This window comes from Burkholderia sp. 22PA0106 (assembly GCF_047497155.1).
Taxonomy (GTDB): domain Bacteria; phylum Pseudomonadota; class Gammaproteobacteria; order Burkholderiales; family Burkholderiaceae; genus Burkholderia.
In genome coordinates this window covers 1,578,276-1,602,455 of the sequence record NZ_CP163163.1, presented here as the reverse complement: position 1 = coordinate 1,602,455, position 24,180 = coordinate 1,578,276, and the positions used below count along the sequence as shown (strand labels likewise).

General features: G+C 67.8%; 23 protein-coding genes. 7 read left to right on the top strand and 16 right to left on the bottom strand.

The genetic code is table 11. From position 1 onward, the window contains the following. Nucleotides 1-13: 13 nt before the first annotated feature. The 8 genes from hutU to AB4850_RS22055 all read right to left on the bottom strand — a co-directional run bounded on the left by hutU (nt 14) and on the right by AB4850_RS22055 (nt 8,895). The gene (gene hutU, locus AB4850_RS22090; protein WP_414445114.1) at nt 14-1,702 is read right to left on the bottom strand and encodes a urocanate hydratase; all 1,689 of its coding nucleotides are present in this window, start codon (nt 1,700-1,702) and stop codon (nt 14-16) included. A 259-nt stretch (nt 1,703-1,961) separates the two neighbouring features. Next, nucleotides 1,962-2,699 (bottom strand): histidine utilization repressor, encoded by a 738-nt coding sequence (gene hutC, locus AB4850_RS22085; RefSeq protein WP_414445113.1) that lies wholly within the window; start codon nt 2,697-2,699, stop codon nt 1,962-1,964. Nucleotides 2,700-2,790: 91 nt separating this feature from the next. Continuing rightward, entirely contained in the window at nt 2,791-4,401 is a 1,611-nt protein-coding gene (locus tag AB4850_RS22080) for an HAL/PAL/TAL family ammonia-lyase (protein ID WP_414445112.1), read from the bottom strand. A 66-nt stretch (nt 4,402-4,467) separates the two neighbouring features. Continuing rightward, nucleotides 4,468-5,262 (bottom strand): ABC transporter ATP-binding protein, encoded by a 795-nt coding sequence (locus tag AB4850_RS22075; RefSeq protein WP_414445111.1) that lies wholly within the window; start codon nt 5,260-5,262, stop codon nt 4,468-4,470. Between the two features lie 26 nt (nt 5,263-5,288). Beyond that, nucleotides 5,289-6,032 carry an ABC transporter permease gene (locus AB4850_RS22070; RefSeq protein WP_414445110.1) on the bottom strand — a complete coding sequence of 248 codons (744 nt, stop codon included), beginning with the start codon at nt 6,030-6,032 and terminating at the stop codon, nt 5,289-5,291. A gap of 16 nt (nt 6,033-6,048) precedes the next feature. Then, complete coding sequence (locus AB4850_RS22065) at nt 6,049-6,771, bottom strand: ABC transporter permease (protein WP_414445109.1); 723 nt, start codon at nt 6,769-6,771, stop codon at nt 6,049-6,051. A gap of 124 nt (nt 6,772-6,895) precedes the next feature. Beyond that, the gene (locus tag AB4850_RS22060) at nt 6,896-7,744 is read right to left on the bottom strand and encodes a transporter substrate-binding domain-containing protein (RefSeq protein WP_414445108.1); all 849 of its coding nucleotides are present in this window, start codon (nt 7,742-7,744) and stop codon (nt 6,896-6,898) included. 260 nt (nt 7,745-8,004) lie between these two features. Next, nucleotides 8,005-8,895, bottom strand: a complete 891-nt coding sequence (locus AB4850_RS22055; RefSeq protein WP_414445107.1) for a LysR family transcriptional regulator — start codon at nt 8,893-8,895, stop codon at nt 8,005-8,007. A 99-nt stretch (nt 8,896-8,994) separates the two neighbouring features. On the opposite strand from AB4850_RS22055, the gene AB4850_RS22050 reads away from it, so the two are divergent. The 4 genes from AB4850_RS22050 to AB4850_RS22035 all read left to right on the top strand — a co-directional run bounded on the left by AB4850_RS22050 (nt 8,995) and on the right by AB4850_RS22035 (nt 13,255). Continuing rightward, nucleotides 8,995-10,299: a CitMHS family transporter gene (locus AB4850_RS22050; RefSeq protein ID WP_414445106.1), complete on the top strand. Its 1,305-nt coding sequence runs from the start codon at nt 8,995-8,997 to the stop codon at nt 10,297-10,299. A 79-nt stretch (nt 10,300-10,378) separates the two neighbouring features. Next, nucleotides 10,379-11,752, top strand: a complete 1,374-nt coding sequence (locus tag AB4850_RS22045) for an acyclic terpene utilization AtuA family protein (RefSeq protein ID WP_414445105.1) — start codon at nt 10,379-10,381, stop codon at nt 11,750-11,752. Further along, on the top strand, nt 11,739-12,053 hold the full coding sequence (locus tag AB4850_RS22040; RefSeq protein ID WP_414445104.1) for a hypothetical protein: 315 nt from the start codon (nt 11,739-11,741) through the stop codon (nt 12,051-12,053). Before AB4850_RS22045 ends, AB4850_RS22040 begins: the two co-directional genes overlap by 14 nt. 140 nt (nt 12,054-12,193) lie before the next feature. Further along, nucleotides 12,194-13,255 carry an LLM class flavin-dependent oxidoreductase gene (locus tag AB4850_RS22035; RefSeq protein WP_414445103.1) on the top strand — a complete coding sequence of 354 codons (1,062 nt, stop codon included), beginning with the start codon at nt 12,194-12,196 and terminating at the stop codon, nt 13,253-13,255. A 49-nt stretch (nt 13,256-13,304) separates the two neighbouring features. On the opposite strand, the gene AB4850_RS22030 is transcribed toward AB4850_RS22035, so the two are convergent. The 5 genes from AB4850_RS22030 to AB4850_RS22010 form a co-directional block, all read right to left on the bottom strand. After that, nucleotides 13,305-13,574: a hypothetical protein gene (locus AB4850_RS22030; RefSeq protein WP_414445102.1), complete on the bottom strand. Its 270-nt coding sequence runs from the start codon at nt 13,572-13,574 to the stop codon at nt 13,305-13,307. Continuing rightward, on the bottom strand, nt 13,567-14,313 hold the full coding sequence (locus AB4850_RS22025) for a DNA/RNA non-specific endonuclease (protein WP_414445101.1): 747 nt from the start codon (nt 14,311-14,313) through the stop codon (nt 13,567-13,569). Before AB4850_RS22025 ends, AB4850_RS22030 begins: the two co-directional genes overlap by 8 nt. Before the next feature lie 123 nt (nt 14,314-14,436). Beyond that, complete coding sequence (locus AB4850_RS22020) at nt 14,437-15,369, bottom strand: dihydrodipicolinate synthase family protein (protein WP_414445100.1); 933 nt, start codon at nt 15,367-15,369, stop codon at nt 14,437-14,439. Nucleotides 15,370-15,401: 32 nt separating this feature from the next. After that, a complete protein-coding gene (locus AB4850_RS22015; RefSeq protein ID WP_414445099.1) occupies nt 15,402-16,976 on the bottom strand; it encodes a UxaA family hydrolase in 1,575 nt (524 codons plus the stop codon). Nucleotides 16,977-17,020: 44 nt separating this feature from the next. Beyond that, complete coding sequence (locus AB4850_RS22010) at nt 17,021-18,334, bottom strand: MFS transporter (protein ID WP_414445098.1); 1,314 nt, start codon at nt 18,332-18,334, stop codon at nt 17,021-17,023. 224 nt (nt 18,335-18,558) lie between these two features. Here AB4850_RS22010 and AB4850_RS22005 point away from each other — a divergent pair, with 224 nt between their 5' ends. The 3 genes from AB4850_RS22005 to AB4850_RS21995 all read left to right on the top strand — a co-directional run bounded on the left by AB4850_RS22005 (nt 18,559) and on the right by AB4850_RS21995 (nt 21,806). Beyond that, nucleotides 18,559-19,290 (top strand): GntR family transcriptional regulator, encoded by a 732-nt coding sequence (locus AB4850_RS22005; protein ID WP_414445097.1) that lies wholly within the window; start codon nt 18,559-18,561, stop codon nt 19,288-19,290. Nucleotides 19,291-19,403: 113 nt separating this feature from the next. Next, nucleotides 19,404-19,901, top strand: a complete 498-nt coding sequence (locus AB4850_RS22000; RefSeq protein WP_414445096.1) for a hypothetical protein — start codon at nt 19,404-19,406, stop codon at nt 19,899-19,901. 360 nt (nt 19,902-20,261) lie between these two features. Continuing rightward, nucleotides 20,262-21,806 carry a methyl-accepting chemotaxis protein gene (locus tag AB4850_RS21995; RefSeq protein ID WP_414445095.1) on the top strand — a complete coding sequence of 515 codons (1,545 nt, stop codon included), beginning with the start codon at nt 20,262-20,264 and terminating at the stop codon, nt 21,804-21,806. A 60-nt stretch (nt 21,807-21,866) separates the two neighbouring features. Here AB4850_RS21995 and AB4850_RS21990 read toward each other — a convergent pair whose 3' ends face one another. From AB4850_RS21990 to AB4850_RS21980, 3 genes are all read right to left on the bottom strand, one after another. Further along, on the bottom strand, nt 21,867-23,093 hold the full coding sequence (locus AB4850_RS21990; protein WP_414445094.1) for a YeeE/YedE family protein: 1,227 nt from the start codon (nt 23,091-23,093) through the stop codon (nt 21,867-21,869). Nucleotides 23,094-23,406: 313 nt separating this feature from the next. Beyond that, a complete protein-coding gene (locus AB4850_RS21985; RefSeq protein ID WP_414445093.1) occupies nt 23,407-23,976 on the bottom strand; it encodes a DUF3005 domain-containing protein in 570 nt (189 codons plus the stop codon). After that, complete coding sequence (locus tag AB4850_RS21980) at nt 23,973-24,128, bottom strand: hypothetical protein (RefSeq protein WP_414445092.1); 156 nt, start codon at nt 24,126-24,128, stop codon at nt 23,973-23,975. Before AB4850_RS21980 ends, AB4850_RS21985 begins: the two co-directional genes overlap by 4 nt. Nucleotides 24,129-24,180: the final 52 nt, after the last annotated feature.

Genomic DNA, 24,180 nt, shown 5'->3' with positions numbered 1-24,180 from the left:
TGCTTATGGCGCGTTATCGGCCCAGCATCGGCAGCTTCAACCCGGCCTCGCGCGCCGTGTCGCGCGCGAGTTCGTAGCCGGCGTCGGCATGCCGCATCACGCCCGTGGCCGGATCGTTGAACAGCACGCGGCCGAGGCGTTCGTGCGCGGCATCGGTGCCGTCGGCCACGATCACCACGCCCGAGTGCTGCGAGAAGCCCATGCCCACGCCGCCGCCGTGATGCAGCGACACCCACGACGCACCGCCCGCCGTGTTGAGCAGCGCGTTCAGCAGCGGCCAATCGCTGACCGCATCCGAGCCGTCCTTCATCGCTTCGGTTTCGCGGTTCGGGCTGGCCACCGAGCCGGTATCGAGGTGGTCGCGGCCGATCACGATCGGCGCCTTCAGCTCGCCGTTCTTGACCATCTCGTTGAATGCCTGGCCGAGACGGTAACGATCCTTCACGCCCACCCAGCAAATCCGCGCCGGCAAGCCCTGGAACGCGATGCGCTCACGCGCCATGTCGAGCCAGTTGTGCAGATGCGGATCGTCGGGGATCAGTTCCTTGACCTTCGCGTCCGTCTTGTAGATGTCCTCGGGATCGCCCGACAGCGCGACCCAGCGGAACGGCCCCTTGCCTTCGCAGAACAACGGGCGGATATAGGCCGGCACGAAGCCCGGGAAGTCGAACGCGTTCTTCACGCCCATGTCGAGCGCCATCTGGCGGATGTTGTTGCCGTAATCGAGCGTGGCCGCGCCGCGCGCCTGCAAGCTCAGCATCGCCTGCACCTGCTTGGCCATCGATTGCTTGGCCGGCAGCACGATGCTTTGCGGATCGACCTTCTGCGCCTCGCGCCACTGCTCGACGCCCCAGCCTTGCGGCAGGTAGCCGTTGATCGGGTCGTGCGCGCTGGTTTGGTCCGTCACGCAATCGGGCACGATGCCGCGTTCGACCACTTCGGCAAACACGTCGGCCGCGTTGCCGAGCAGGCCGATCGACACCGGCTTGCCGGCGCGCTTGGCTTCGTCGAGCATGGCCAGCGCTTCATCGAGCGTGCTGGCCTTCTTGTCGACATAGCGCGTTTTCAGGCGGAAATCGATGCGCGACTCGTCGCATTCCACGGCCAGCATCGAGAAGCCGGCCATGGTGGCTGCCAGCGGCTGCGCGCCGCCCATGCCGCCGAGGCCGCCCGTCAGAATCCAGCGGCCCGACGGATCGCCGTTGAAATGCTGGTTCGCCACCGAGAAGAAGGTTTCGTAGGTGCCCTGAACGATGCCCTGGCTGCCGATGTAGATCCAGCTGCCGGCCGTCATCTGGCCGTACATCATCAGGCCCTTGCGATCGAGTTCGTTGAAGTGATCCCAGGTGGCCCAGTGCGGCACGAGGTTCGAATTGGCGAGCAGCACGCGCGGCGCATCGGCGTGGGTGCGGAACACGCCCACCGGCTTGCCCGATTGGATCAGCAGCGTTTCGTTGTCCTCCAGATCCTTGAGCGAGGCCAGGATCTGGTCGAAGCAATCCCAGTTGCGCGCGGCGCGGCCGATGCCGCCATACACCACCAGCGCATGCGGATGCTCGGCCACTTCGGGGTCGAGATTGTTCTGCAACATGCGATAGGCCGCCTCGGCCAGCCAGGTCTTGCAAGTCTTCTCGCTGCCGCGCGGCGCGCGGATCACGCGGGTCGGATCGAGACGCGGATCGATATGCTTCGGATGGTTCATGACGGCCCCAGGAAGGAAAGAAGGAATGGCCTGAGTCTATCCGCCTCATGTTGTCTAGACAACTCGTTTTCAATAAAAAACGACGGGTTCGGCCGCCACTCGGTGTTTATCCCGATACGGCATCCGTTCCTTTAAAAACGATATGAGGTGAAGATGAACGACATCATCGTGTCCGGCATTGCGACACGATCCTGTCTAGTCAAGCAGAGGAATAAAGCCAAGGCGCGCCACGAACGGGCGCGCGATCAAACGCTGGCGCTCAGACGCTGCCGGCCAGATGAAACCGCGAGGCGGGATGCCAGAGCTGCACCGAGGTGGCGACCGATTCGCCCACCCACGTGCGCCGCCACATCATCAGGCACGGCTCGCCGATCTCCATCGCGAGATGGCGGCGCACCGGCGCATCGGGCTTTTGCGCGTAGATGCGGAAATCGGCGCGCTGGATCGGCGCGAGCTGCACCATGTAGTGGTTCGGCGTCTCGGTTGTGAAGTCCTGCTCCAGATAATGCGGGAACACTTGCGGATTGACGTAGCGATCCTCGTACTGGATCGGCTCGCCTTCCTCGCAGTGCACGATCAGCGAATGAAACACCGGCCCCTTGATCAGGTTGAGGGCGGCCAATGCTTCGGGGTCCTGGCTGATTTCGAGCGCGAGCACCCTGGCCGTATGCCGATGCCCACGCGAGACGATTTCATCGGCGATGTTGCGGATGTCGAGCACGGTCGATTCGATGTCGCGCGGCGCGACGAAGGTGCCCGAGCCCTGCACGCGCTTGAGCACGCGGTCGGCCGTCAGCTCGCGCAGCGCGCGCGACACGGTCATGCGCGCCACGCCGAACTCCTTCACCAGTTCGGTTTCGGACGGAATCATGTCGCCCGGCTTCCAGGTGCCGTTCTCGATATGGCCGATCACGTAGCGCTTGATCTGCTCGTAGGCGGGTGCCAGCTTGCGCGCGGCCTGGGGCTGCGCTGCATCGTCCACTGCGTTGGTTGTCATCGTTATTCTCGACTTCTTTCGTGAAGGGCCATCGGCCAGCCCTGCCCCGCGCGGCTCGTTACGCTGCTTGTTACACGGCTTGCCACGCTCATCAGCCGCCGACCGCGGCCGGCAGCACGTCGTTGGCCGAGGCCACCGGGCCGCCCGCCACCGAGGGCGCCGCATCGTGCATCAGGGTGCCGTCCACCGGCCGCACCTTCACGGGATCGGGCAGCGGCGGCGGCGCGTCATGCGCGATCAGCCCGAAGGCCAGCGTGATGTCGTCGGCCAATGGCCGATCGTCGCGATAGGTCGCCACGTCGTGGCGAATCCGCATGTAGAGCGTGTCCGTGTACGCGGCACGCGGCGCTTCGACCGGCTGCAGGTCGTAGGCCTGCGCGGCCGCGAGCAATTCTATCCCAAGTATCCGGCAGCTATTTTCGATCACCAGCAGCGCTTTGAGCGCGGCCGGCGTGGCATGGCACAGGTGATCTTCCTGCAGGCCCGAGGTGACGCCGCCGTCCAGGCTGGCCGGCGCGGCTTCGCGCCGGTTGTGCGCCACCAGCGATGCTGCGGTGTACTGAGCGATCATGAAACCCGAACGCGTGCCGCTCGCATGTGCGAGGAACGCCGGCAACCCGCTGACGAGCGGATTGACGAGCCGATCGATGCGCCGCTCGGCCATCGCCGCCACCTGCGCGACGGCCACGGCCAGGCTGTCCATCGCCAGCGCGATCGACGCGCCCACCGCATGCGCCTGCGAATAGACACGCGGGGCCTCGGGCGTGCCCGTCACGATCGGGTTGTCGGTGGTGGACGCCAGTTCGCGATCGACCACTTCGCCGGTCGCCGCCAGCACGTCGCGCGCCGCGCCATGCACATGCGGAATGGTGCGCAGGCTGAGTGGGTCCTGTGTGCGCCGGCCGAGCGCGGCGGCCAGCAGGCCGCTGCCTTCCAGCGCCGCGCGCATGCGCTGGCCCACCCGTGCGAGGCCCGGCGACACGCGAAACGCGAGCGAATCGGCATCGAACGCGGCCATCTGGCCACCGAGGTTTTCGAAGCTCATGGCAGAGACCGCGTCGGCCCAGTCGAGCAGCCGCCCGGCGCGTTGCAGCGCGAGCGCGGCCAGCCCGGTCACGCACGGCGTGCCGTTGACGAGGCTCAGGCCTTCCTTCGCTTCGAGCGACAGCGGCGCGAAGCCGAGCCGCTGCAAGGCGTCCGCGCCCGTCAGCCGTTCGCCGTGCCAGTGCGCGTGGCCCGCGCCGACGCACACCAGTGCGATATGCGCCATGTGGCTCAGGTAGCCGACCGAGCCGTTGGCCGGCACTTCGGGCAGGCAATCGGCATCGAGCAAGGCCACGAGCCGCTCGACCACTTCGAGCCGCACGCCCGAATGGCCGTGCGCGAAGTTGTTGATCGCGGCGGCCATGATCGCGCGCGTTTCCTCGCGCCCGAGCGGCGCGCCCACGCCGACCGCGTGGCTCATCAGGATGTTGTGCGACAGATCGTGCTGATCGGCCGGCGACACCACCACGTCGCACAACGCGCCCACGCCCGTGTTCACGCCGTAGGCGCGGATGCCGCGCACGACGATCTGCTCGACCAGTTGGCGAGCGGCCATGATGCGCTCACGCGCGGCTTCGGAAAGATGCAGCGGTTCGCCGGCCGCGACGGCGGCGATGTCGTGCCAGTCGAGCGGGCGGTCGGTACGGAGGATGGCCATGATCGTGCGTGCCTGCGGATCGTGCGTTGGAAACGGTTGAACGGTTAACCGGTTGAAACAAGGGGCTCAGTTGTTCGTGTTGCGGTCTTCGTGACCGGACACGAAACGGCGGAAGTGCTCGGATTTGTGTTCGCCGAACACCTCGTCGGGCGTGCCGTCCGAATCCACCTGCCCCTGATGCAGGAACATCACGCGGTTCGACACATGGCGCGCGAAGCCCATCTCGTGCGTGACGACCAGCATCGTGCGGCCCTCGTCGGCCAGCGCGCGCATCACGCGCAGCACTTCGCCCACCAGTTCGGGATCGAGCGCGGAGGTGGGCTCGTCGAACAGCATCACCTTCGGATGCATGGCCAGCGCGCGGGCGATCGCCACGCGCTGCTGCTGCCCGCCCGACAAGTGCGCCGGATAGTGGCCGCGCCGGTCGCCCAGCCCGACCTTGGCCAGCAGCGCCTCGGCCTCCTCCACCGCTTCGGCGCGGCTGCGCTTGAGCACGCGCATCGGCCCTTCGATGACGTTTTCGAGCACCGTCATGTGCGACCACAGGTTGAAGTTCTGGAACACCATGCCGAGCTGCGAGCGCACGCGATCCACCTGGCGCGGGTCGCCCGGCTGCAGCGTGCCGTCGCGGCGGCGCTTCATCTTCAGTTCCTCGCCGGCCAGCGTGACCGAGCCGTCGTCGGGAATCTCGAGCAGGTTCAGGCAGCGCAGGAACGTGCTCTTGCCCGAGCCGCTCGCGCCGAGGATCGAGATCACGTCGCCTTCGTGCGCGTCGAGCGAGATGCCCTTGAGCACGTGGTGCGCGCCGAACGATTTGTGGATGTTGCGGGCGGACAGCGCGACAGGGTTGGCGGATTGCATGCGGTTCTCCAGAGTGAGGCTGCCGGTCACGGCGCGGCGCGGGTTTCGAGCGAGGCGGCGGCGCGCGGCGCCACGGCGGGCGCGGCGCGCAGGTGGCGCGACAGCCGCGTTTCGAGCAGGCCGAGCACGCGCACCACGACGAAATTCAGGAACAGGTAGATCAGCGCCGCGCAGACAAACACTTCAGTCGTGCGATAGGTCTGCTGAATGATTTGCTGCGCCACGCCCGTCACTTCCCAGACGGTCACGAGGCTCGCCAGCGCCGTCGATTTGACGAGCAGCACGGCTTCGGTGGAATACGCGGGCAGGCACTGGCGCAGCGCGATCGGGCCGATGATCCGGCGCAGCAGCGAGAAACCCGACAGGCCGATTGCATAGCCGGCCTCGATCTGGCCGACCGGCACGGCCATCAGGCCGCCGCGGATGATTTCGGCCGTATAACCGGCCGTGCACAGCGCCAGCGACAGCACCGCACACACATACGGTTCGCGCAGCACCGGCCACAGAAAGCTCTCGCGGATCACGCCGAATTCGCCGAGCCCGTAGTAGACAAGGAACATCTGGATCAGCAGCGGCGAGCCGCGAAACACCAGGATATAGCCGCGCGCGAAGCGGTTCGGCAGCCAATGCGGCGACACGCGCATCGTGACGATCACCAGCGACAGCAGCCCGCCCAGCACCAGCGACAGGAAGAACAGGCCCAGCGTGGTCGGCACGGCGGCGATCAGTTGCCGCATCGTGTCGAGCAGGAACGGGAAATCGATATGCATGATGGAAAGCCCCGCGTCAGTTGCGTGCGAAGTTGCGCTTGAACGAGCGGCCGACACGCGCCTCGGCCTTGCCGAAGATGCGGTTCGACACGCCCGTCATCGCCAGATACAGCACGCCGCCCGCCACGAAGAACAGGAAGTAGTCGTGCGTCGAGCCGGCCGCCACCTGAGTGGCGCGCAGCAGCTCGGCCAGGCCGGTAACGGAAATCAGTGCGGAATCCTTGAGGCTCAACTGCCAGACGTTGCCGAGGCCCGGCAACGCGAAGCGCAGCACCTGCGGGATCAGGATGCGGCGCGCGGCGGTCAGGCGCGGCATGCCGATCGCGCGCGCGGCTTCGAGCTCGCCGCGCGAGACGGCCAGCACGGCGGCGCGGTAAACCTCGGCCTGATAGGCGCCCGAGATCATGCCGACCGCCACCGCGCCGATCAGGAACGGCGGCACGCCGACGAAGCCGTCGGCACCGAACCACTGGCCGATGGTGGTGACCAGCGTCGAGCCGCCGAAATAGAACAGGTAGATCACGAGCAGCTCGGGCACGCCACGAAACACCGTGGTGTAGCAGTCGCCGAGCACGCGCAGCGTGCGAAAGCGCGACAGCTTGGCGGCCGCGATCAGGCCGCCGAACACGGAGCCGATCAGCAGCGCGGAGATGGTCAGCACGACCGTCATCAGCGCGCCGAGCAGCAGCACGCTGCCCCAGCCTTCCGATCCGAAACCGAGCATGGTGATGATTGACATGACGCCCCCAGGCAAATCCGGCTACAGGTGTAACGGGTCAAAAACGGGTCAAACAACGGGCCAAACGACCGATGCAACGAAAACGGCGCCGTGGGCAACACGGCGCCGCGATACGGCGAAACGCTCAGGGCGTGACGTCCGTCTTGAACCACTTCATCGACAGGCTCTTGATCGTGCCGTCGGCCTTGGCCGCCGCGATCGCCGCGTCGAACTTGGCCTTCAGGTCGGTATCCGTCTTGCGGAACGCGAGGCCTTCGCCCGGGCCCCAGATCGGGCCGGCGACCACCGGGCCGGCCGGCAAGACGTGCGACTTGTCGGCGTTCGCCGTGTAGTAGGTGATGTCGTCGAACGAGGCGTCGATGCGGCCGTTGGCCAGATCGAGGTCACGCTCGGGCGCGCTCTTGTAGACGCGCACCGAGGCGACATCCTTGAAGTTGTTGTTGACGAAGGCCGTGTAGATCGTGCCCGACTGCAGGCCGATGGTCTTGCCCTTCAGGGCGCGGCGCAGCGCTTCGATGGCCGGCGCGTTGCTGCGCGCGTCGTTGTCGAGGCGCAGCGCGGCGGTGTTCGGCGCCGACTTCGGCAGCAGCTTCGGATCGGAGGTGGCGAACGTGGCCGGCGTGGCCGCGTACGGTTGCGACAGCGCGAGGATCTTCTCGCGGTCGGGCGTGATCGAGATCGCATCCATCAGGACATCGAACTTCCCGGCCTGCAGGCCCGGAATCATGCCGTCCCAATCCTGCGTGACCAGGTTGCACTTGAGCTGCGCGTGCGCGCACAGCTTCGCGACCAGCTCGGGCTCGAAGCCGCCCAGCTTGCCGCCCGGCAGCGTCAGGTTCCACGGCGCATAGCTGCCGTCGAGTGCGATCGTGACGGTTTTCCAATCTTTCGCCTGCGCGGCGCCGGCCATCATCGCGGATCCGAACACCGCGCCGATCAACAGCGAAACGAGACGGCTGTGCTTACTCTTCATGTCGACATTCCCCATAGGTTTGGAACTACCAGCCAAGCTAACGAGCGATCTTGTATAGACAAGAATGAGTTAACAAAAACGCATTGGCAAGCAATTTCGCCAAAACGAACGGCGACCTAGGGGATACCCTGAACGCTTTATTCCATATAGGTTTCAGACGAATCAGCATGCGCGATCGCGGTGCATGATTGCGACTTGCCGGGGAATCGATGCTTCGCACCACCAAGTTAACTAGTCAACTTGGTGCGAGCGTATGAAGCTCACGACAGCCCGCGCGCGATCACGCGCTCGGCGAACGCCTCGACCACGGCCGGCAAGGTCCGGCCACGCCGCTTGATCAGCGCCACGGGCCGCACGAACGCCGGATCGTCGATCGGCCGCGCCACCAGCTCCGGCTCGGCCAGCACCTCGCGCGCCGAGGCCGGCAGGATCGTCACGCCCAGCCCGCCGCGCACCATCGCCACCGCCGTCATCATATAGGTCGGCTCGCAGGCGATCTCGGGCGCGAGGCCGGCGCCGGCCAGCGCGGCATCCACCACCGCGCGCACGCTGGTGCCGCGCGCCGTCAGCACCAGCGGCGCGGCCGCCACCTCGGCGGCCGTCACGCTGCGGCGCCTCGCCAGCGGATGGCTGCGCGGGCACACCGCCACCAGCCGGTCCGCGCCCGTATGCAGCACTTCGAGCGCGGGGTCGAGCGCCTCGCCGCCGGTCAGGCCGAGATCGGCCTCCTCGTTGCGCACCAGTGCCTCCACGGCGCTCGCCACGCCGTCGCGGATCTCGAAGCGCGCGCGCGGCACCTGCTCGCGGAACGCGCGGATCAGTTCCGGCAGCGTGCTCGCGGCGAACGTCGGCAGGCAGGCGAGCCGCACCGTGCCGGCCGTGCCGTCGCCCAGCGCTCGGGCGTCGCGCAGCACCCGCTCCATGTCGTCGAGCGAGCGCTGCAGCAGCGGCAGCAGCTCGCGCCCGGTTTGCGTCAGCGCCACGCTGCGGCTGTTGCGGTCGAACAGCCGCGCGCCCACGGTGTCCTCCAGCCGGCGGATCTGCACCGTCAGCGCGGGCTGCGAAAGATTGAGGCGCGCCGCGGCGCGCGTGAAGTTGCCGGCCTGCGCGACGGTCACGAAGGCACGCAATTCGCGGAGATTCAGATCCATAAAAGTTCGTGATTGCTGCAATCAAATCATTTCAATTGCGTTATCGCGTTTGCGAACTTACGCTCGGCCGAATCAAAAGACAAGACCGGAGACACCATCATGCTGCCGTTACTGGGGCTGGCCACCATCGTCGTGCTGCTCGGCGCGATCCTCTCGAAACGCATGTCGCCGCTGGTCGCGCTGATCCTCGTGCCGATCGCGGCCTCGCTGATCGGCGGCTTCGGGCTGCAAACCAGCGCATTCGTGGTCGGCGGCCTGAAAAGCCTGGCCCCGGTGGTCGGCATGTTCGTGTTCGCGATTCTGTATTTCGGCGTGATCACCGATGCCGGCACGCTCGATCCGATCATCGACCGCATCCTGCGCGCGGTCGGCACGCGGCCCACGCGGATCGTGATGGGCACCACGCTGCTGGCGCTGCTGATCCACCTCGACGGCTCCGGCGCGGTTTGCTTCCTCGTAACGATTCCGGCCATGCTGCCGCTCTACGACCGCCTCGGCATGGACCGCCGCGTGCTCGCGGCGGCCGTGTCGATGGCGGCCGGCATCAACTTCCTGCCGTGGACCGGCCCGATGATCCGCGCCTCGGCCTCGCTGCACCTGCCCGTCTCGGCGCTGTTCAATCCGCTGATTCCGGTGCAGGCGGTCGGCCTCGCGTTCGTGTTCGGTGCGGCCTGGTGGCTCGGCCGCCGCGAGGAGCGGCGGCTCGGCGCGAACCTGGGCGGCGGCGCGATCCCGATGCCCGAGCGCGTGTTGAGCGCCGACCAGCAGGCGCTGCGCCGCCCTCGCCTGTTCGGGTTCAACCTGGTGTTGACGGTGCTGGTGCTCGGCACGATGGTGGTGATGGGCGAGAAGATCCCGCCCGCGCTGATGTTCATGGTGGGCTTCTGCATCGCGCTGCTCGTCAACTATCCCGACGTGGACATGCAGCGCAAGCGCATCGACGCGCACGCGCGCGCCGCGCTGATGATGGCCGGCATCCTGCTCGCGGCCGGCGTGTTTACCGGCGTGATGCAGGGCAGCGGCATGCTCAAGGCGATGGCGAGCGCCGCGGTGGGCTTCGTGCCGCCGTCGATGGCCGGCCATATTCCGGTGGCGCTCGGGCTGCTGTCGATGCCGTTGAGCCTGCTGTTCGATCCGGACTCCTTTTATTTCGGCGTCCTGCCGGTAATCGCCGAGGTGGCGGGCCAGCTCGGCGTGCCGGCGCTCCATGTGGGCCAGGCCGCGCTGCTCGGGCAGATGACCACCGGCTTCCCGGTCAGCCCGCTGACGCCCGCCACGTTCCTGGTGGTCGGGCTGTGCGGCATCGAGCTGGCCGAGCACCAGAAATTCACGTTCCCGCTGCTGTTCGGCGCGTCGGTCGTCATGACGATCGCCTGCGTCGCGTTCGGGATCTTCGCCCTGTGAGGCGGCGCGCGCTGCCGTTGCCCATTTTGCCGCCCATTTCGTCGCTCATTTCGTCGCGCAAGCGACCGGACACCTCGTCATGACCGATCTTTCCTCCGCCCGGCGCGTGCGGCTCGGCGCCGGCGCCGGCTACTCGGGCGACCGCATCGAGCCGGCCGTCGAACTGGCCGAGCACGGCGCGCTCGACTATCTGATCTTCGAATGCCTGGCCGAGCGCACCATCGCGATCGCGCAGCAGGCGCGGCGCGGCAACCCCGCGCTCGGCTACGACCCGCTGCTCGGCGCGCGCATGCGCGCGGTGCTGCCGGCCGCCGCGCGCCACCGCGTGCGGATCGTCTCGAACATGGGCGCGGCCAACCCGCTGGCCGCCGCGCGCGAGACGGCGCGCATCGCCACCGAACTCGGCGTCGGCCCGCTGAAAGTGGCTGCCGTGACCGGCGACGACGTGCTCGACGCCGTGCTGCGCGGCGCGTTCCGTTTCGTCGAATCGGGCGACGACGTGGCCGCCTACCGCGAGCGCATCGTGTCCGCGAACGCCTACCTGGGCGCGGCGCCGATCGTCGCCGCGCTCGCCGCCGGGGCCGACGTGGTGCTGACCGGCCGGGTTGCCGATCCGTCGCTGTTCGCCGCGCCGTTGATCCACGAATTCGGCTGGCGCATGGACGACTGGGCCACGCTCGGCCAAGCCACCGTGGTCGGCCATCTGCTCGAATGCGCGGGCCAGGTGACCGGCGGCTATTTCGCCGACCCGGGCTGGCTCGACGTGCCGGACCTCGCGCGGCTCGGCTTTCCGATCGGCGAGGTGGAGGCCGACGGCGCGGTGACGATCACCAAGGTGGCCGGCTCCGGCGGGCGCGTGGGCCTCGACACCTGCCGGCAGCAGTTGCTGTACGAGATTCACGATCCCGCGCGCTACCTGCAACCCGACGTGACGGCCGATTTCAGCGCCGTGACGATGGCCGACGCCGGCCCCGACCGCGTGCGCGTGACGGGCGGGATCGGCCGGGCGCGGCCCGACACGCTGAAGGTGTCGGTGGCCTACACCGACGGCCATATCGGCGAAGGCCAGATCTCCTACGGCGGCCCCGGCGCGCTGGCGCGCGCGCGGCTGGCCGGCGAGATCGTGCGCGAGCGGCTGCGCCTGACCGGCGTGCCGGTGAGCGAGTTGCGCATCGATCTGATCGGCGTGGATGCGCTGTACGGCGCGACCGATATCGGCGGCAGCGGTGAACCCGCCGAAGTAAGGCTGCGCGTGGCCGCGCGCACCGCCACTGCCGCCGACGCGGTGCGGATCGGCAACGAAGTGGAAACGCTGTATACGAACGGCCCCGCCGGCGGCGGCGGCGCGACCAAGGCCGCCCGCGAGGTGCTGGCCGTGCAATCGGTGCTGCTGCCGCGCGAACAGGTGCGGGCCGGCTTCGAAATCGTGGAGGACAACGATGCAACTGCGTGAACTCGCGCATTCGCGCACGGGCGACAAGGGCAATACGCTGAACGTTTCGGTGATCTGCCGCGATGCGCGCGACTACGCGCACCTGCGCGAGCATCTGAGCGCCGAGCGGGTGAAGGCCTGGCTCGGGGCCTTCGTGCACGGCGAGGTGCGGCGCTACGAACTGCCCGCGCTGGCCGCGTTCAACTTCGTGCTCGACGATGCGCTCGGCGGCGGCGTGACGCGTTCGCTCGCGCTCGACGCGCACGGCAAATCGGTCAGCTCGGCGCTGCTGGCGATCGAGGTGCCCGCGCCGCCGCGCTGATCAACGCCGATATCAACACCGATGCCGATGCCCGCTCCCGCATCCACCGGCAGGAACATGCTTAGCTGAATAACTTGGTTGGTGCGGGCCGCCCGCGGCGCGAACATGACCGGTTGCTTCGACCCGATCGAGAAAACCGTATGTCCGCTTCCCTTCCCCGCTTCGGCGTGTGGGCGCTCGTGCATGGCAGCCGCGCCGCGCTGCAGGACCCCGACGAGCCGTACGACGCCTCCTGGGCGCGCAACAAGGCGCTCGTGCTGGAAGCAGAACGGCTCGGCTACGATTCCGTGCTGGTGGCCCAGCACACCATCAATCCGCATCGGCCCTCGCTCGACCAGCTCGAGGCGTGGACCGCCTCGGCCGCGCTCGCCGCGCTGACCGAGCGCATCGAGATCATCGCCGCCATCAAGCCGTATCTCTACCATCCCGTCGTGCTGGCGAAGATGGCGCAGCAGATCGAGCACATCAGCGGCGGGCGCTTCGCGATCAATCTCGTCAATGCCTGGAACCGGCCCGAGCTGGAGCGTGCCGGGATCGGCTTCGCCGAGCACGATGCGCGCTACGCCTACGGACGCGAATGGATCACCGTGGTGGACGCGCTGCTGCGCGGCGAAACCGTGCGCTTTGCCGGCGAGCACTTCCGCATCGACGATTACGCGCTGCGGCCCACCGACCCGTTCCGGTCGCGGCCGCGCATCTACGTGGGTGGGGAATCGGAGCCGGCGCGCGCGCTGGTGGCCGACAAGGGCGACGTGTGGTTCATCAACGGCCAGCCGCTCGACGACGTCGAAACCTTGATCGCCGATTTGAATGCACGGCCGCGGCCGGCCGGGGCCGCGCCGCTGCGCTACGGGCTGTCGGCGTTCGTGATCGCGCGCGAGAGCGCCGCGCAGGCCGAGGCGCACCTCGCGCACCTGTTCGCGCTGGCCGAACTCGACAAGCCGCTGCGCGAGGAACAGAAGCAGCACATCGATCCGAACGCGGTGATGTGGCGCAACTTCGCGCAATCGGCGCGCGTCGGCTCGAACGGCGGCACCGCGGCCGGGCTGGTCGGCAGCTACGACGAGGTGGCCCAGCGCATCGCCGCGTTCCATCGCGCCGGCATCGAGCTGTTCATGCTGCAGTTCCAGCCGTTCGAGGCCGACATGCGGCGCTTCGCCGAGGAAGTCGCGCCGCGCGTGCGGCGCTTGCTGACGCGTTGAGCGGGCGCGGCGGCCGGGCCGCCGGTGCCGCTGTCGCTGTCGCTTTCGTTCAGAACGGGTTGGCGATCTTGCCGGTGGGCGCCGGCGGTTCGTCGGCCAGTTTGGCCGGCAGATTGGGCGTGGCCTTCAGCACCTCGACGATGCTCGTCACGGCCGCCAGCAGCGCTTGCGCGCGCTTGAGCCCTTCCTGATCGCGCGCGATCTCCAAATCGCCGCTGATCTGGATGCGCGACGGATCGTTGCTGATCGTCAGCGCGTCGCCGGCGATATTGACGACGCTGGCGTCGTCCGCGAAAGCGGTGAAATTGGTCTTAGACACCCGACAACCCTCCTGGCTTTGAATCCTTCAGTCGTTCCGGCACGCCCAGGAAGCGCAGCCCGCTGGCCGCCTCCAGTTCGTGCACGGTTTCGATATCGTACCGTTTCGCGTTGACGTTCTTCACGACGATCGCGAACGCCGTGTTCTTCGAGGGCAGATAGACGAGCTTGAAGATATCCGTCGGCACGATCACGCGGCTCTCGCCGATCGTCTGCAACTCGCTGCCATGGAACATCGGCCCCGTCACCACGTAGGCCTCGCCGTTGCGCACGGCCATCGCCCGCACCGCTGCCTCGATGTGCGCCCACAGGCGGCGGTTGTTCTGCGGATTCTGCGGGATCATGTTCGCCAGCGAGAACGATTCGGCCATCGCCTGATCGTTCCAGCGATCGCCGGCCGGGCTCAGGTGGCCACGGTCGTAGCCGCTGCGTCGGTAGTCGGCCAGCGTGGCGCTGTCGCCGGCCGGCAGCCGGCGCTCGACGAAGAAGCGGTTGGTGCGCACCTCGTCCTTCGCGTCGGCCAGATGCGCGGCCGTCAGATGCTCGGCCGACCACAACGGCGTGTGCGTGACGCCGGAATGCAGCACGACGAAATCCGAATAGCAGATCAGGCGCGTCTGGCGCGCCATCTTCGGATTCGTAAGTACGGGTTCCTGGCCGGACGGGGAGAATTGTGGGCACGACGACGCGAATGCGGTCGCGGAGATCGTCAGCGCGCAGAGCGCGGCGAGCCATTTCATGGGTGGGGGCGCGGAGAAAAAAGCGCGAATTGTAGCGGACCCGAATGCATGGCGACATATCGGCGGGCAAGCCCGCGTATCGATGTCGCACCGCGTCCACCCCAATACCGCCCCTTCCCGCGCTCAACGTCCCCAGCGCAGCACCAACGGATCGAGTTGGCGCGCGATCCGCAACAGGCTCGCGCGCGTGGCCGGATGCATGTCGGGCAGCGGATGGCGCATCGCGTCCGACGCAATCACCCCACCGGCCTTCATCAGCACCTTGGCGGTGGCAATGCCGCCCTGGCGGTTCTCGTGAAGGATCAACGGCAGCCAGCGCTGGTAATTGCGCTCGGCCTCCGCCGCGTTGCCCGCCGCCCACGCATCGACAATCGTGCGAATGCCGTCGGGATAGCCACCGCCCGTCATCGCGCCGGTCGCACCGGCTTCGAGATCGGCCATCAGCGTGATCGCCTCCTCGCCGTCCCACGGGCCGACGATCGCGTCGCCGCCCAGCGCGATCAGCTCGCGCAGTTTCGCGGCCGCCTGCGGCACCTCGATCTTGAAGTACGACACGTTCGGAATCTCGAGCGCCATCCGCGCCAGCAGCGCGGCCGACAGCGTCGTGCCGCTGGCCGGCGCGTCCTGGATCATGATCGGAATCTCGATCGCGTCCGACACCGTGCGGAAGAACGTGTAGATCGCCGCCTCGCTCGCGCGGAACGTCGCGCCGTGATACGGCGGCATCACCATCACCATCGCGGCGCCCGCATCCTGCGCGCGGCGACTGCGTTCGGCGCACACGGCGGTGCCGAAATGCGAAGTCGTGACGATCACCGGCACGCGGCCCGCCACGTGGTCGAGCACGCAGTGCATCACCGCGTCGCGCTCGTCGTCGGCCAGCGAGAATTGCTCGGAAAAATTCGCGAGCACGCACAGGCCGGTCGAGCCGGCGTCGATCATGAAATCGACACAGCGGCGCTGCCCGTCGAGATCAAGACGGCCGTCGGCGGCGAAGATGGTCGGCACGACCGGGAACACGCCCGCATAACGCGGGCTGGAAACGCTCGATTGCATCTAGGCAACTCCTTGCAACGGATAGGGGAAGGTCAGGTGATCGCGCCGATCTGCCAGGGCACGAACTCGTTCTGTCCGTAGCCGTGTTGCTCGCTGCGCGTCGCGCGGCCCGAGGCGGCATCGAGCATCATCCCGAACAGCGTCGCGCCGAGTGCATCGATGCGGGCGCCGCCATCGAGCACGTCGCCGCAGTTCAGGTCGATGTCGTCGGCCTGGCGGCGCCACAGCGCGCTGTTGGTGGCCAGCTTCAGCGACGGCGTGGGTGCGCAACCGTAGGCCGAGCCGCGCCCTGTCGTGAAGCAGATCAGGTTCGCGCCGCCCGCCACCTGGCCGGTGGCCGAGATCGGGTCGTAGCCCGGCGTATCCATGAACACCAGGCCCTTGGCACGCACCGGCATCGCATATTCGTAGACGTCGACCAGGTTCGTGCTGCCGGCCTTGGCGATACCGCCGAGCGACTTCTCGAGCACCGTGGTCAGCCCGCCGGCCTTGTTGCCGGCCGACGGGTTGTTGTTCATCGCGGCATGATGGCGCTCGCAATATTCTTCCCACCAGCGGATCCGCGCGACCAGCTTCTCGCCCACCTCACGCGTGAGCGCGCGGCGCGTGAGCAGGTGCTCGGCGCCGTAGATCTCGGGCGTCTCCGACAGGATGGCCGTGCCGCCATGCCGCACCAGCAGGTCCACGGCCGCGCCGAGCACCGGGTTCGCGGTAATGCCCGAATAGCCGTCCGAACCGCCGCACTGCAGACCGACCGTCAGATGGCTCGCGCCGACCGGCTCGCGGCGCACCGCATCGGCCGCTGCCAGCATCGATTCGATCATCGCGATGCCCTTCTCGATGGTCTTGCGCGTGCCGCCGCTGTCCTGGATCGTGAACGTGCGCAGCCGCGCATGTTCGCTCAGCCCCTGCGTTTCGAGCAGGCGCGGGATCTGGTTGGTTTCGCAGCCGAGCCCGATCACCAGCACCGAGGCGAAGTTCGGATGGCAGGCGTAGCCGCCGAGCGTGCGTTGCAGGATCGCGAGCGCCTCGCCGTCGGGATCGACGGCGCAGCCCACGCCATGCGTGAGCGCCACCACGCCGTCCACGTTCGGGTAGGCGGCCAGCGCCTCGGGATGGATGTCGCGGCGAAAGTGATCGGCGATCGCCCGCGCGACCGTTGCCGAACAATTCACGGAAGTCAGGATGCCGATGTAGTTTCGGGTGGCCACGCGGCCGTCCTCGCGCACGATGCCGTCGAACGTGGCGCGCTGTGCCGGCGCCATGTAGGCCGTGTCGTGCGTGCCTTCGCCGAATGCGTAGTCGCGCGCGAATTCGCCCATGTCGAGGTTGTGGGTGTGGACGTGCTGGCCGGGCCGGATCGGCTGGCTCGCGAAGCCGATGATCTGACCATAGCGGCGCACCGGCGCACCGGCCTCGATCGCGCGCGTCGCGACCTTGTGGCCGGCGGGCACCAGGCCCGCGACGACGACACCCTCGTCGTCGAGCTGCGTGCCGCCCACCAGTTGCTCGACGGCGACGACCACGTCGTCGGCGGGATGCAGCCGGATCGCGCGGGTGCGCGGCGCGGCCGACGCCGGCGCGGTTTCGGTGGAGAGTGAGGACATGATGGTTTCCGTGTGAAGCGTGCAAATCGTGCGACGGTGGCGACTCAGTCTAGGCCCCGGTCGCGGTAATCGATGAGGCTCGCGCAGACAGCCAGGCCGAACGCGGCCACGACGAAGAACATCAACGCGAGGAAGTAGGTGCCGGTGAACTGCACGATCAGGCCGATCAGGATCGGCACGATGACGCCGACGATGTTGCCGCTGAAGTTCATCGCGCCGGCCAGCAGGCCCGCGCGGGACTGGCCGCCGAGCGCCGCCGGCACGCCCCAGAACATGCCGCACCAGCGGATGAAGAACAGCGCGATCGACAGCAGCACCACCACGCTGACCAGGCCGGTCGCGAAGCTCACGGCAAGGATCGCCACGGCCGAGACGAAGCCGGCCGTCGCGAACATCAGGCGCATCACGCGATTCGGCTCGCCGCCGGCCGAGCGCCATTTGTCCGCGAGCCAGCCGCCGAACAGTTCGCCGACGAAGCCGAACATGAAGATCACGAACGTCGCGCCGCCCATCTGCTTGAGATCGAAGCCGTGCGCCTTGTGCAGATAGCTCGGCATCCAGGTCATCAGTCCGTAGAACACGCTGTTGTAGCAGGCCCAGCTCGCGAACATGAACAGCACCGAGCGGTCGCGCAGCAACTCGCGAAACGGCACGCCGGCCTTCGGTTCGCCGGTGCGGGCTTGCGCCGCGTGCGCCGTCACGTGCGCGAGTTCGGCTGCGTTCACGCCCGCATGCTCCGACGGGTGATTGCGGATGTACCACCATGCGGCGATGCCCACCACGATGGTGCCGACGCCGGCCACCACGAACGCGAGCCGCCACGAGCCGAGGCCCGTGATCAGCGCGGTGATGATGATCGCGCCGCAGGCCGAACCGAGCGGCGCGCCGCCGTCGAGCAGCGCCGCGCCGCGGCCCCGCTCCGACGGCGTGAGCCAGGTGCCGGCCAGTTTCGCGCCGGCCGGCATGATCGGCGATTCGGCGATGCCCAGCCCGAGCCGCGTCAGCAGCAGCGGCACCCAACTGAAGCAGACCGCCGCGACCGCCTGGCAGGCGCCCCACCCGATCGTGGCAAGGCCGACGATGGTGCGCGCCTTGAAGCGATCCACCAGGAGCCCGCTCGGAATCTGCATCAGCGCGTAGGTCCAGAAGAACGCGCTGAGCAACACGCCTTCCATCGCCGGCGACAGGCGGAATTCGGTCGAGATGATCGGCAAGGCGACCGACAGCGAAGCGCGGTCGATGTAGTTGATCGACGACAGCAACAGCAGCAGCCAGAAAATCCGCCATCGCACGGCGGTGGGCGCGGCGGTTGTCGCATGAGCCGCCTGGCGCGGTCCGGTCGAATCTTCGAGGTGCATGGGGTGTCTCCGGTGGGTGGCTGCCGGCCGCTTTCTTCGAAGCGTTGGCCAACTAATATACTAATTGGCAATTATAGGGAACTCGCCTCCCTCCGGCACCCGTGTAAACCCGCTGCTGGCACGCGCTGAACGGATCGCATTGGCCGGTTGGCGCACCGTCGCAGGCCTGTGCACTAATATACTGATCGACCAGTCGCCGCTGCCCGCCACCTTTCTCCCGATTTATGAAGTCAGAACTCAGCGTCCAGGACGCCTTCGTTGCCCAGCTCATCCCCGTCGATTTCGCGCTCGATCGCGCTCAGGCGTTGTCCGGCCAGGTGCATGCGCTGCTACGCGACGCAATCGTGACGATGACGCTGCACCCGAACGACGTGATCTACGAACGCGCGATCGCCGAAGCGCTCGGCGTGTCGCGCACACCGGTACGCGAGGCCTTGTTGCAATTGGCCCGCGAGGAACTGGTGTTGATCGCCGCGCAATCGGGCACCTTCGTCGCGCCGGTGCGACGCGAGCAATTCGTCGAAAGCGCGCTGATCCGCAAGGTGTTGGAAACCGCGGCCATCCGGCGCGCGGCCGAGGTGATCGGGCAACACGAACTCGATCAATTGCACGATATCCAGGACGCGCATCGGCGCGCGATCGCACGCGACAACGCGGTGGCCGCGATTGCCTGCGACAACGCATTTCATGCCGGCGTCAGCACCGCGGCGCGGCTGCCGCGCGTGCAGCAACTGGTCGAATTCGTGCGCGCCCCGATCGACCGCGTGCGGCATGTGACGGTGCGCGACCCGGTGGTCGGCGAAGTCACGCTGGCGCAACATCAGAAGGTGCTCGACGCGCTGGCCCGGCACGACGCCGATGCCGCCGAACGCGCGCTGCACGAGCATCTCGACGATGCCTACGCGCGCCAGCAGCAGGCCTACGACGCGCATGTCGCGCTGTTCGAGGGGGAATGACAGACCGGCAAAACACGGCGGCGGGCGCATGGCCCGGTCAAACGGCCGAGGTTCGAGCCACCCGCCAAACCGTTTACAATCCCACCCCCGCACCTCCCAACCCCACCCACCCGATGAGCACCGGCACCGACACCCCCACCGACGACGATCTCCCCGTGATCCACGAAAACACCCTCTGGCGCGACACCGGCTGGACGGCCCGCGTGATCAAGAACGAGGACGACGATGGCTGGGCGGTCGAGATGATCAAGGACGGCGAGGCCGAGCCGGCGCTGGTCGGCCCCTGGACCATGGGCCGCGACAAGAAGAACCCGAAGCCGCTCGACGCGAACGCGTTCCGCACGCTGGTCAAGACGGCCTCGGAAGTGCTGCGCCGCCACGAGCAGCAGCGCGCCGCGACGCTGCACAAGCAGGTGACGGTACACACCGATACCGGCAGCATCTCCGTCACGCTCGACATCGTCCCCGACGAAGACGAACCCTACGCCGTCCTCAAGGCGTTCGACGACGCCGGCGACGCGCTCGCGGAACTCACCGTCAACGCCGGCTTCCGTCTCGACAAGGCCAGCGCCACGCGCTGGGTCGCCCGCGATTTCGAACGGCCCGACTGACGGCCCCGACACGCCCGCCCGGGCATCGGCATTCGCGCCGCGAAATTCGCCCATGCCCGGTCATTCGACCGATGCGTCATCTCCGCGAAAGCCGTCAATTCAATCCTCCGAAATAATCCGCAAGTCCCGGCCGGCCCTTCCCGGCCCGATTATTTCCACACGTGAAGCCAGCCCATCCGGGCACAAACGCGCGACAAGCCGCCCCGCCTAATCGGCAATTCGGCCGGTTTCTGCATAGTGGTATTCCATATATCTCGTGCGCTTGTCGGCCTCTTTCGTCTGGTATACCGTATGCCATCTTAATCGCCCGGCCCGCTGCGGCGCATGGCGTGTTCCGTTGTCGCCACTCTTTTCATTCACATGCAGAATCTTTCGATCGGCAAGAAATTGTCCACGGCGTTTTGCGCCGTCATCGCGGTCTTCCTCGTCAGTTCGGCCGTGTGTTGCTACGGCATCGCTGCGATCGACCACAAGCAGAAACAGAACGCCGTCTCGGCGCAAGCGCAGTTGGTCATCAAGGACGCCACGGCCGATTACCTGAACATCATCTGGTCGCTGCTGGCCTACAACCTCGACGGCCAGCCGGGCCACATCAAGTGGAAGATCGACCACATCGGCGATTTCGCGCAGCACATGGCGGCAATCAAGGCGCTCGATCCGCAGGACACCGAATTGAATGGCCTGGCGGACCGGGCGCAGGCGCAATACGACGCCTGGGCCGCCAAGGTGGTGAATCCGATGATCGAAATGCGCTCGCACGTCAACGACGGCAGCGCCACGCTCGCGCAGTTGAGCGCGCTGACGGAAGGCTTCGGCAGCTATCTGGGCACGGACGCGATGATCGCGGCGGTCGATGCGCTCGACAAGGCCGAACGCCAACGCATCGCGATGCGCACCGACGCGCTGGCCTCGCTGCGCCACACGATCAACCTCAGCGTGCTGCTGGCCGCGGCGCTCGCGGTGGTGTGCGCCGCGTTCGCGGGCCGCTGGCTCGTGACGGCAATCCGCGATCCGCTCGCGCGTGCGGTGGAGACGGCGCAGGCCATCGCGGCCGGCCGTCTCGACAGCCGGATCGAACGCCACCGCACCGACGAAACCGGCCGGCTGCTGGCGGCGATGCATGCGATGCAGGCCTCGCTGCAAACCATCGTCGGCTCGGTGACAAGCGGCGTGGAGGCGGTCAAGGTGGGCGCGGCGCAGATCGCGGCGGGGAATACGGATCTGTCGTCGCGCACCGAGCAGCAGGCGGCGGCGCTCGAGGAAACCTCGGCCACCACTCACGAACTGAACGAAGCGGTACGCCAGAACGCCGAAAGCGCGCGCCACGCGTGCAGCGTGATCGAGCGCGCGATGGCATCGGCCAACGCAGGCAGCGCGATGTCGAAGCAGATGATCGCGACGATGAACGAAGCGTCGGGCAGCGCGGAGAAAATCGCCTCGATCACGTCGATCATCGAGGGCATCGCGTTCCAGACCAACATCCTTGCGCTGAACGCGGCCGTGGAAGCGGCCCGTGCCGGCGCCGAGGGCCGCGGCTTCGCGGTGGTGGCCTCGGAAGTGCGCTCGCTGGCGCAGCGCTCGTCCACGGCGGCCAAGGAAATCAAGGAACTGATCGAGCGCTCGACGGCCTCGATCGGCGGCGGCGCGACGCGCGCGCAGGACATGGGCGCGACCATCACGCAATTGCAAGCGGATATCGCGGTGGCGAAGGATGTGGTGGAAGCGATCTCGCAGGCGTCGAGCGAACAGAGCCGCGGCCTGGAACAGGTCAGCCAGGCGATCGCGCAGATGGATCAGGTCACGCAGCAGAACGCCGCGCTGGTGGAGGAAGCGGCCGCGGCGTCGCACGCGCTCGACGAGCAAGCGGTGCGTTTGCAGGGCGCGGTGGCGGTGTTCTCGCACTGAGCCGACGCACCCTGCCCGCCCATTCATTGACCGTTGCGCGCGCAACGGTCCCGATGATGTTCAGCAGCCGGTGTTCTTGACGCGTTCGACTTCCAGCCCGAACCATGGGCGCAGTCGCGTGCCGAGCACGTTCCCCGCGAACGCGCACACGAGCCACAGCCAGCCGTGCACGCTGCCCGACACGATGCCGCTGAAGTACGCACCGATATTGCAGCCGTACGCGAGCCGCGCGCCATAGCCGAGCAGCAGGCCGCCCACCACGGCGGCGATCAGCGAGCGCATCGGAACGCGCCACACCGGCGCGTAGCGGCCGGCCAGCGAGGCCGCCGCCATCGCGCCGAGCACGATGCCGATATCCATCACGGTGGTCACGTCGTGGCTGGCGGGCGCGGACAACGCGGCCGCATTCGGGCCGGCCAGCCAATACTTCCAGTTCGCCACGTCCACGCCGAACAGCGCGAAGCCCTTGGCGCCCCACAGCGCGAACGCCGAGGTCACGCCCCACGGCCGCCCCGACAGCGCGAGCGTCGCGAAGTTGAGCACGGCCAGCGCCACCGCGCCGGCCAGCATCGGCCACGGGCCGTGCAGCCAGGGCGACGCGTGCGGCGCGCGCTCGGTGGCGTTGACGAGCCGGCCGTGACGGCGCTTCTCGATCGCCACGGTGAGCGCCGCGATCGCCGCGAACACGGCGAGGTTCAGCACGACGGCGGGCAGCACACCGAGCGTCCTGACCAGCGAAATCGGCGGCAATTGCGGCATCGAAGTCCAGAACGGCATGTGCGCGGTGGCCACCACCGAGCCGACGATGAACGCCAGCAGCGTGACGATCATCCGCGTGCTGCCGCCGCCGACGGTATACAGCGTGCCCGAGGCGCAACCGCCGCCGAGCTGCATGCCGACGCCGAAGATGAACGCGCCGACGATCACCGAGGTGCCGGCCGGCGACACCAGCCCGGTGACGGGCTGGCCGAACAGCGAGCCGGCCGACAGCGCCGGGAAGAACAGCAGCACGCCGATCGCGAGCATCAGCATCTGCGCGCGCAGGCCGGCGCCGCGGCCGTCGGCGATGAACACGCGCCATGCCGACGTGAAACCGAACGCGGCGTGATACAGCGTCATGCCGAGCAGCGCGCCGACCACGTAGAGCGCGGCCTGGCGCACGCTGACGGACTGCGCGAGATACACGGCGCCGAGCGCGACGAGCAGCAACGCGACGCCGAGCGATTTCGGATTGATGGAATCGAGGGCACGCGGTGCGCGCGCCGGCGACGAAGGCAAGGTCGACATGAGCGGATCGGACAGGAAACGTAACGGGAGAGGAACAGCGTGCCGGCGGCGCGCGGCCCGACATGCGAGCCGTCGCGCGCGAGATCGCGACGCGGCCCAGGAGGCGGACCGAAGCGGCGATCGGATCAATCGCGGCCTGGGCGCGGCCGGCATGTCGCGGGGTGCGCGAGCGGGCTGCCCGGGCAGGCCAGGCAAGCCCGAGCGGCCGCAAGCGTAGCACGAAACGCATGACGAGACCGAGGCCTGACCAGCCTCATCGGTCGCACTGCCAATCGTCAGGTTTCCGGATCAATGCCCTCGCCGCACACGCCGTTCAATGCGAGCCGCGCTCGAAACTGAAGACGCGTTCGGCGCGCGGGTTGCCATCGCGCTCGACCACCGTGGTGCCGCGCTCGCGCACCTGCCAGCCCGGCTTGGCGGCGATTTCGGCCGGCGGCTGGCTGTCGATGCCGCCGAGGCCATTGGCGGGCGGCGAAGTTGCATCGTCGAGCGAGGCGTTCGAATGAATCACGTTGTCCTGCCGCGGTGAAGCCTCGCGGCGCGCTTCGAGGCCCTTGCCGTCGACGTCGACCGAGTTGTCGGTGGCGGCCATGTTGGCGTTGTCGAGCGACGTGATGCGCTCGGCCGCGCGGCGCACCGGGTCGTCTTCGGCGTCGCCGCGCGTGCCCTGCTCGATCTCGGGCAGGCCGGTCGGGGTCTTGCCGGCAATCGTCTCGGGGGTTTGCGCGCTCGGCTTGTCCTGCTTCTCCTCGTGCGCGTGGAAACCGGCCGCCTGAGTAGCGGCATCGGGCTGGTCCTGGCCGGCGGCCGGCGTCTTGACCGGGCTCTGGCCGGCCTGTTCGTGCAGGCGTTGCGGCGTGGGGTTAGATTTCACAGGCTTCATCTCGGCTCCTTGCCGCGAAAACGCGGCGGTGTCGGAAGGGTCTTCAGCGCGTAGGGCGAGCCGACGCGCATCAGGTCGTACCCGATATCTCCTGCAAGACGCATGCCGTTCGGAATCCGCATCGATTTGCCCTGCCAGGGCGCGATTTGCATGAAATTCCGGCGTGTTCCGCGTGCGCCCTTCGTGCACCCGGCATCCGCTACA